The following is an 8,484-nucleotide window of genomic DNA, read 5'->3' on the forward strand; positions in this document are numbered from 1 at the left end:
GGTCACGACCCGCCCGCACGTCCAGCGTCACGGTGTCCCGCCACCATGTCCGCAGCCCCACGCCGGTGCCGGGCGGAAGTCCGGTGAGCGCGTCGACGGTCCGCAGTCCCAGCAGCGCGCCGCCAAGGGTCTGACCAGCACGAGCGAGCGAGACCCACATGGCCAGCAGCAGGCCGACGACGAGCACGGCGCCCGTCGCGACCAGTGCGGCACGGGCACCGGAGTCGCTCAGCAGGCCGATCACCAGCGGGGAGACCGCGACGAGCAGCAGGACGACGTCCACGGCCGTCGCTCCCGCACGGGACCCCCCGGCAGCGGGCAGGGTGCCGGCCAGGACGGTGGGCATCGTGGCCTGCGGGTGCTGCACGCGCGATCCGCACCGGGGGCAGACGTCGCGCCCGCCGGGCAGAGCGGACGCGCACACGCCACAGGAGGCGGCGACGGCGACGGTCATGCCGGCGGACCCCCTCGGTGTAGCTGGGTGCCACGGCGGTCGGCGGTCAGTCGTGGCCCTCTGCGACCGCCGATACTGGCACGTTTCCCGCGGCCCTGCGACCGCCCCCCGAGCGACACCGGTGCGCTCAGCCCGAGGTGGTCCACGACGCGGGGATGAGCTGAGTGGTGACCACCTCGACCAGGTGGTCGGTCGGCACGGTGACCTCGTACACCGCCGCGTCGACCTTGGGCAGCTGCAGCCCTTCGGCCAGGTCGGCGTTGTGGCCGGTGTAGGACACGCGTGAGACACCGGCACCGTCGGGCGTCGGCCACTGGTCGACCACCCGGACCTCGAGCCCGTTCCACCGGCCGGACATGTCCATCTCGAACAGCTCGGAGGTCTCGGCCTTCGGCACCACGCGGCGGAACCGACCCGCGGGCGTCCGCTCGAACCCGTACGCGTCCGGCGGCTCGACCTCGGCGACGACGACCACGTCGTCCCCGAGCACGTCGGCGCTGAGGTAGGTGTTCTCCCACTTCGCCATCGGACCGACCAGGCGCGAGATCCGCGGGTTCGGCGAGGGCGTCACCGTGACCACGTCGGACACCCACGCGAACCCGACGTCGACGTACCGGGCGAGGAGCGTGCTCGAGCCGTCGGCGGCGACGCGTACCAGCTCCGACCCGGCGGGCACCCGCGAGTGGACCAGCCAGTAGAGCGGGACGAGGTGGCCCGGCGCGAGCACGAACCCGGTGCCCTGGAACGGAGGCCGGTCGATGAACGGGCCACCGGTCAGCTCGCGCGTCTTCTGGTCGGGGCCACCCGTCGCGTTCTCGAACCGCAGCTGCGGCGTCGCGGGGAAGCGCAGGACGTCGACGTGCGGGGCGTCAGCAGTGAACGGAGACCCCGGGAAGCCGAGCCCGTGCGCCTCGAACAGGTCGGCCGGCGTGGTCGCCCACGCGACGTCCTCCGCGCGCACCACGAACCCCGCGACGCGGTCGTAGCCGCCGTCGAGGTACGCCGCGCTCATGGCGGGGGTCACGGCCTTCTGCATGACGGACAAGTGGTCCTCCGGGTCGTCGGCAACGGCTACCGAGTATGTCGCAGGAGCGGCAGGCGGACCGGGCACGTCCACAGCCCCAGCGGTCGTCATCTGCGGGGACGCTGCTCGCGCGGGGTCGAGTAGGTGGCGACCGACACATCGTGGTGGATCTCGCGCACGTCCGGGAGGGCATCCACCTCGAGGTAGCCGACCCACTCGTTGTCGATGGCCTCGAATCGCAGGTTCGACGGATGCCCCTGCGTGACGTCCGAGTACGGCCCCGGGTCCCGCGAGTGGGCGACGAAGACCGCCGTGCCGCGGGGTGGGGCGACGTACTCGACCCCGTCGACGACGGCGTACTGGCCGGCCTTCACGTCGACGCCCCCAGAGCCAGGGCCCTGACCAGGAGCTCCATCGCGGACCGGCGGAAAGCAGCGCCAAGCGGGTAGGGGGATGTGTCGGTCACCGCCGGGTCGATGCCGCGCTTCGCGACGATGCGGCCGAGGTCGTACCGGACCGCGCCGGCCAGGGAGGTCAGCGCAGCGACCGCACCCGGAGCGGAGCCCGACGTCCCCACCGCGCGACCGTGGACCGGCACCGACTTGCCCACCTCGACGAGCGCGTCGGCGCGGCCGCCCTTGCGCGCCGCTCGCCACGCGATCTCCTCCCACTGGTCTGCGGGGCCGCGGCGGACGGCGATGCGCACCCGGTCGATCACGGGACTCGCCTGCTCGAGGAGGGGCCGGGCGTGCAGCGCCGTGTCGTCGTCGGTGACTGGCGGAAGTGCCCGCAGGGCGTCGGCCAGGCCGGCGAAGCCCCCGATCGCGGCCCAGGTGGCGGTCGCCGTGCGCAGGGTCCAGTCCAGCCGGAGATAACCCCGGGCGTCGTCGAGGTCGTCGTCGACGGCCAGGATCCGCGGTGTCTCCTGCGCGATCATCGCCGCACCGTCCGCGTCCGCCGCCCTGGCCAGTGCCGCGACGAGGTCGCGCAGCTCGCGGTTCCGCGTGCCTCCGCTCGCCACCCACTCGGCCAGCTCGGGACTGACTCCTGCGCCGGGTGCGAGTCGGGGCGGCCGGATCACGCGAGCGGTCGGTGCTGCCGGTGGTGCCGGGACCGGGAGTGACCTGATCTCCTCCGCCACGTCTGTCAGGTCACCGACGGGCACGACGTCCGCGCGGCCGTCGGTGTGCTCGACCAGGGCGTTCGACCCGTCGACCGATCGCACCGTCACGCGCGCACCGGCCAGGCTCGCGGTCGTCGACACCGTGCTCATGGCTGTCACCTCGCCGAGACCGGCGATCGCGTCCCCGACGGGCAGCAGACCCGCGAACGCCTCACCGCTCGGCAGCGTCCGTCCGCCGACTTCCGCGTACGTGCCGACCTGCGTCGGCACGGGTCCGTCGACCACCCAACGCGGCCGGCGACGCAGGAGATCCGTCTCGCGCTCGACGACCTGGGTGAGCTCGGTCGGGTCGACGACCTGCTGCCAGGTGTACCCGGTATCGCGGACCGCAACGCCGCGCGGGCGGCTCGCGGCCTGTCCCAGGACGACCACGCCAGCCAGGCGGAGGGCCTGCACCTCCACCGGGGCGTCGTGCCACACGGCGGTCGTCGTCACGCTGAACACCCGGGTCACGTCGTCGCGGTCCACTTCGCGGGTGGTCAGCGTCGGGTCGTCGTCGGCCTCCGTCGACCGCAGCCGGACCCGTGGGGAGTACGGCGCCTCGCACGGGTGCACCGCCGCGTCGACCTCGGCGTAGTGGCCCACGCGCATCAGGAAGCGGCCTCGTCCGTTCACAGCGGGATCTCGTGGACGACTTCGAGGACGTGCGAGAGCTCATCGACAGGGACGACGCCCTGCCACTCGTCCGACTGCACCCGAGCGACGTCCCGCGTCTCCGGCAGGCCCATGCCGAAGTAGGTGAACTGCGCCAGGCTTCCGTCGACGTGCGAGATCCGTACGGTGTGCCCTCGCCAGGACGCGGTGGTCTCCACCCGGAAGATCCGCGTGACCTCGGACCGGTCGATCACCCGCGTCCACCGGCCCGAGCGATCGAGCTCGAAGCCTTCCGGCTTCGGCTGGTCACCCCCTTCGAGGAGCCGGACGAACGGCTTGTCGACGCTGACAAGCCTCCAGGTCCGACCGCTCCACTCGGCGTACGGGCCGGCTCTCACGTCGGCAGCTCCTGGGGGTGCACGTCAGAGCGGGACGTCAGTGAGGACTTCGACGACGTCGCTCAGTTCATCGACCGGGACGGTGCCCTGCCACTCGAAGCGTCCGATGCGGCGCACGGCGGGGTTGTCCAGTGGGAGGTCGTCCCCGTCGTAGCTGAACGTCGCCTTGTTGCCGACGACGTTGTCGACAGTGACCGTCCTGCCCGACCACGTGGCAGTCGTCTGCACCCAGAACAGGCGACTGATCGCCGACCGGTCCACGAGACGACCCCACCGGTCCCACCCGTCGTGCTCGAACCCGGGCAGCGGTTGTTCGTCGCCGAAGGCCAGAATCCGGACGGTCGGGCCGTGCAGGGCCACGGCGGGGTACGTGACGCCGTCAACCTCCGCGTAGGGCCCAGCTCTCACGGCACGACCTTCCACACACCGCCTGTGTAGACAGCGGCGATCTCCTGCGTTCCGTCGGGTCGGACGCGCCAGAGCTCCGAACCCTCGATGATCTGGATCTTGTTGGATCCGTATGCCAGCTCAGGGCTGTAAGCCGAGGACGTCCCGCTCCAGCCCGATCCCCGGAAGGGGTTGCGGTCGGGGCCGACGTTCGGCACACCGGTCGCACGGTCGACGTCGAACGCGCGAGCGGCGTCGTACGTCGAGCTCGGGTCTACGGTCCTGACCCAGTCGAACATCGCGGTCCGACGGGCCGCGTCGTTCGTGATCTGGAAGATGCTGTCGGGCATGGACGCCATCGCGCGCAAGGTGCCGTCCGGGATCCCCGCGACGACCGGCGTAGGCAGCGGCCCGGGTGCGATCCCGTCGCCGGCCATGTAACGCACCGTGAACACGGAACCACCGTCGGGGCTGAACGTGCTGCCGGGGTAGTTCAGACCGAGCTGGTGGTACAGCTGCGCCGGGGTGGCACCGTCGACATCGATGAGGCGCGACACGAACCCACCGATGGTGGGAACCTGCTGCGCGCCGGATGCCCTGGCGGCGGCAAGCTGGTCGGGCTCCATGAACCGCGCCGCGTCCCCGTCGAGGAGGCCTAGCGCCTGCTCCTGGGTRATCACCTTCTGCAGGAGGGTGTCGGCGTACACCGGCGGCATGGCCTGCCGGATGTCGACGAGCACGTCCACCTGCGCGCGCGTGAGGTCCTCGACGCGGGTCTGCAGCAGCTCGCGGAAGTGGGTGCGGTTGAGCCCGTTGTCGAGCAGGACGTCGTCGAGCACGTCCGTGAACTTGAGCTCGGGGCCGGACGGCGAACTGCCGAGGCCGGTCCCGGGCGGCGTGGGCGCCGGGGGTCCGCCGGCCGGGCTCGACGGGTCGTGCGGCGCGGCCGGGTCGACCGGGCCGGCACCGGGATCGGTCGGCGTGACGGGGTCGACGGGACCGCCTGAGCCCCCGCCGATCGGGGTCGCCGGAGCGTGGCCCCCACCCGAGGGCGGGGTGGTGGAGCCACCGGTGCCCGCACCGTCTCCGGTGGAGGGGCCGTGCGACGACCCACCCGTCGGCGCGTCCGTCCCGGGCGTGTGGATCGGACCGGCCGGCGGTGCCTGCGGGCCGGCGAGGTCGTCGGCGCCGGAGCCGGTGCCGCCGGGGGTGTCCCGGATGGGGTTGCCGTCGGGTCCGACCAGCTGGTTCGCCGGGACGGGGAACTCGACCGGCTCGTGCACGGTCGGGACCTCGACGTCGGGGTCGCGCAGCGGGGGCAACCCGTCGGCGAGGTCGTCCAGGCCGCTGGTCGGCAGGTCGAGGTTGGTGGGCATGTCGGGGATCCGCAGCGCGTCGCTGAGGCCTTCGGTGGCGCCGCGCATCCCGGTGAGCAGGTCTCCGAGCTTGGGCAGCGCAAGCTGACCACCCTTGAACACCAGGGAGATCGGGTCGAGGAAGTCCACGATCTTGGCGCCCTTGGACAGCAGCGCGGCTGCCCGGGAGGTCGTACCCGCGGCAGACGCGGCCGCCTTCGTCCCGGAGACCGCCGCACCGGCGGGCACCACGATGGTCAAGATGTTGAACCCGGCACCACCCAGGGCGCGTGCGGGGTCCTCCGACCACATGTCGTACGCGATCAGGCCCTTGCCGAGCGCGAGCCACGAGTCGCCCGCATTGCCCCAGGACCACTCGCCGTCCGCGTACCCGATCAGGCCGCCCATCGCGGTCCACGACTCGGTGAAGTTGTCCCAGGACCACGACCAGTCCTTGACGCCGACCAGGGCGCCCAGGCCCACCACGGTGCCCCACAGGCCGTCGACGACCACGCCGTCCCAGACGAACCGCTTGACGCCGACGGCGGCGGACTTGGGGCAGTGGTCCTTGCGCTCGACCGACGAGCCCCAGGCCATGGGGGCGTCGGCGGGGATCGCCGAGACGCCGTAGCCCAGCGGGTCGTCCGCGCTGGTGGCGGCGTGCCAGGGGGCGGCGCAGTACAGGGCGCGGATGCCGTTGGCGCAGGTGCGCTCGGCGTCCCAGAGCTTGATCTGCGCGGAGTTGACCCGGTTGACCAGGTCGGTGTTCTCGTCGACGAGGTCCTGGTCGTACTCCCACTCCGAGTTCGAGGCGATCTTGTCCCGGAACGCGTACGCGTCGCGGCGCACCGCGTCCAGGGATGCCTTGATCGGGCGGATCTCCTCCGCATAGGCCTTGAGCACGGTCGCGACCTGCTGCACCGCATCACCGAAGTCGCGCGCCTGGGTCTCGACCGGATCCATCACGGTGAACAGCTGCCCCGACTCGGGCGCCTCGTAGTACGTCCCGAGGCCGCGCCACTTTCCGACGACGTCCGCGCCCGCGTCGCGGACGGAGCCGCCACCCGTGCTCAGCGAGTCCGCGGCGGCGATCACGCCGTCAGGGTCGAGGTCCGCACCCGGGATCGCGTACGGCTGGATGCCGCCGCCCGCGTAGCACACGTCCGCGCTCATGAGCCCGGCACCGGGGGGACGGTGAACGTGGACACACCCGTGCCGGCGACGGTCTGGGCGGCCGCCTGCTGCTCCGCGGCCATCGTCTCGTCGCCCGTGCGGTACCAGCGGGTGGCCGCAGCCGCGCCGCCGACGGACGCGTTGATGCGGTTGCCGATGGACGTCAGCGTGGGCTTGTAGAACTCGAAGAACCCCGCGATGGCGTCGGCGATGATCGGCGAGTTCGCCGACCCTGCCACCACCGTCTCGGCGTGCGGGGGAAGGTTCTCCACCGCCGTGCCGAGCAACTCAGCAGCCGTCCCCACCTTGGTGAGGACGGACTGCACCCCCTCCGGCTCGATGCGCCATCCCGTCATCGGGTCAGCCGATCGCGTCGACGGCGGCCTTGGCCTTCTTGAGGGTGTCCTGCGCCGTCGTGTCGTTCTTCTCCAGCGCGCCGCGGAGCGTGCGGATGATCGTGCGCACCTCGCCGGCGACCCGGTTCCACCGAGCCTCCTTGGCGGCGTAGTCCTCGGAGACGCCGTCGGCCGTGTAGTCGGCCATCGCGCTCTTGACGTCGCGGTCACGGGCGTCGATGAGGGACTCGAGGCGCGAGGCGACCGCGTTGAAGTTCTCCTGCGCGGTCTGCGAGGCGGCGAGCTCGTAGTCGCGGCGGTCGATGCTGTTGCCGGTGCTCATGGTCGTCCCCCTCAGGCCTTGGTGGAACCGAAGCGTGCAGCGTCGAACGCCGTGCCGCCCTCGGTCGATCGGGTCTCGTCCGCCATCTGCTGGTCGCCCTCGCCGAACGAGCGGTCCATGCCGGCGATGCCGCCGAGCACGCCGGCCAGCGCGGCGTTGAGGTCTGCCGAGATGCGGTCCGTCTCGCCCTTGAACTTGTCGAAGGCGGCGCGACCGGCACCGTTGAACTTGCCGTGGAGAGGCTCAGCGGCGGCCGAGAGCTGCTTGACCAGTGCTCCGAGGTCCTCGCTGGACGTCGAGGTCTTCTTGGTCAGCGTCGAGAGGACGTCTGAACCCATCGCAAACTTCATGTCGGCCCCCAAAGTCGCCGTCAGATCCGTCATCGCACCGCCCGGCTCGGCGGCAAGTCAGCATCGTGCCAGGAATGCCCGTCTCGTGCAGCGTGTGTCCACACCCGGAAAAGGTTGCCCAGGGGGACATCGGACGGGCGGAATCGCGCTCTGACGACGGACTATGCCCGATCACGCCCCCCGAGAACCAGTTGCCCCGATTCACTCGTCCGGGGTCATGCCGCGCGGACGACGACCGTCCGCGCGGTCTTGTCGGCGAACGTCTGGCGGCGCCGGTCCCACAGCGGCCAGAGGAACCCGACCAGCAGCGGGAGATCGAGCAGGTGGGCGATGTCCCTGTTCAGGGCCGGTCCGGCGCCGATCGGCTGGCCCGTCGCAGCCGAGACCAGCCGGGTCCCCGTCAGGGAGCGGCCGAGCGACTGCCCCGAGCGGCCCTGCTGGCCTCCGCGGTTCCAGATCCACACGACCGGGATGAGGACCGCGCCGGCGACGACGACGACTCCGCCGACGGTCGGGGGCTCGGCGGTGCCGTCGGGATCGGTCAGGAGTGTGAGCGCGACGCCGAGCAGGTACACGGCGAACGTGACCAGCACGTCCACCACGGCACCGGCCGCACGCTGCCACCAGGGCGCGTAGCGGGGCGGGGCAGGGACGGGTTCCGCCGCGGGCGGGGCGCCCCACGAGAGGTCGGGCCCGACCACGGGAGAGGGGGAGTCGTCGGTCACGCGGGCATTCCTACCATCTCCTCAGCCGAGCAGCCGGTCCAGCAGGAGCAGCGCCTCGTCGACCGACGACACCTGCGCGGAACCTTCCGCGGGCGCCGGCATGCGCCAGCCGTTGATGGCCACCACCGGTACGCCCGTCCGTACGGCCAACGCCACCTCGCTC

General features: G+C 72.0%; 11 protein-coding genes. All 11 read right to left on the reverse strand.

The window, feature by feature from the left end:
* A partial coding sequence (locus tag AC1DUQ_RS12795) for an RDD family protein (RefSeq protein WP_477073904.1) occupies positions 1–367 on the reverse strand: 367 nt, incomplete at its 3' end.
* A 214-nt stretch (positions 368–581) separates the two neighbouring features.
* The gene (locus AC1DUQ_RS12800) at positions 582–1,490 is read right to left on the reverse strand and encodes a hypothetical protein (RefSeq protein WP_477073905.1); all 909 of its coding nucleotides are present in this window, start codon (positions 1,488–1,490) and stop codon (positions 582–584) included.
* A 95-nt stretch (positions 1,491–1,585) separates the two neighbouring features.
* The gene (locus tag AC1DUQ_RS12805; RefSeq protein WP_477059729.1) at positions 1,586–1,852 is read right to left on the reverse strand and encodes a hypothetical protein; all 267 of its coding nucleotides are present in this window, start codon (positions 1,850–1,852) and stop codon (positions 1,586–1,588) included.
* Entirely contained in the window at positions 1,849–3,276 is a 1,428-nt protein-coding gene (locus AC1DUQ_RS12810) for a hypothetical protein (RefSeq protein WP_477059730.1), read from the reverse strand. Before AC1DUQ_RS12810 ends, AC1DUQ_RS12805 begins: the two co-directional genes overlap by 4 nt.
* A complete protein-coding gene (locus AC1DUQ_RS12815) occupies positions 3,273–3,653 on the reverse strand; it encodes a hypothetical protein (RefSeq protein ID WP_477059731.1) in 381 nt (126 codons plus the stop codon). Before AC1DUQ_RS12815 ends, AC1DUQ_RS12810 begins: the two co-directional genes overlap by 4 nt.
* A gap of 24 nt (positions 3,654–3,677) precedes the next feature.
* The gene (locus tag AC1DUQ_RS12820; protein ID WP_477059732.1) at positions 3,678–4,061 is read right to left on the reverse strand and encodes a hypothetical protein; all 384 of its coding nucleotides are present in this window, start codon (positions 4,059–4,061) and stop codon (positions 3,678–3,680) included.
* Positions 4,058–6,568 (reverse strand): hypothetical protein, encoded by a 2,511-nt coding sequence (locus AC1DUQ_RS12825; RefSeq protein WP_477059733.1) that lies wholly within the window; start codon positions 6,566–6,568, stop codon positions 4,058–4,060. Before AC1DUQ_RS12825 ends, AC1DUQ_RS12820 begins: the two co-directional genes overlap by 4 nt.
* Positions 6,565–6,924, reverse strand: coding sequence for a DUF6507 family protein (locus tag AC1DUQ_RS12830; RefSeq protein ID WP_477059734.1), 360 nt, complete (start codon positions 6,922–6,924; stop codon positions 6,565–6,567). Before AC1DUQ_RS12830 ends, AC1DUQ_RS12825 begins: the two co-directional genes overlap by 4 nt.
* A 4-nt stretch (positions 6,925–6,928) precedes the next feature.
* Positions 6,929–7,246 carry a pore-forming ESAT-6 family protein gene (locus tag AC1DUQ_RS12835; protein WP_056085931.1) on the reverse strand — a complete coding sequence of 106 codons (318 nt, stop codon included), beginning with the start codon at positions 7,244–7,246 and terminating at the stop codon, positions 6,929–6,931.
* 11 nt (positions 7,247–7,257) lie between these two features.
* Positions 7,258–7,629, reverse strand: a complete 372-nt coding sequence (locus tag AC1DUQ_RS12840; protein ID WP_369817243.1) for a hypothetical protein — start codon at positions 7,627–7,629, stop codon at positions 7,258–7,260.
* A 182-nt stretch (positions 7,630–7,811) separates the two neighbouring features.
* A complete protein-coding gene (locus AC1DUQ_RS12845) occupies positions 7,812–8,321 on the reverse strand; it encodes an RDD family protein (RefSeq protein ID WP_477059735.1) in 510 nt (169 codons plus the stop codon).
* Positions 8,322–8,484: the final 163 nt, after the last annotated feature.

The sequence above is a fragment of the Cellulomonas sp. P4_B5_2 genome (genome assembly GCF_056402235.1).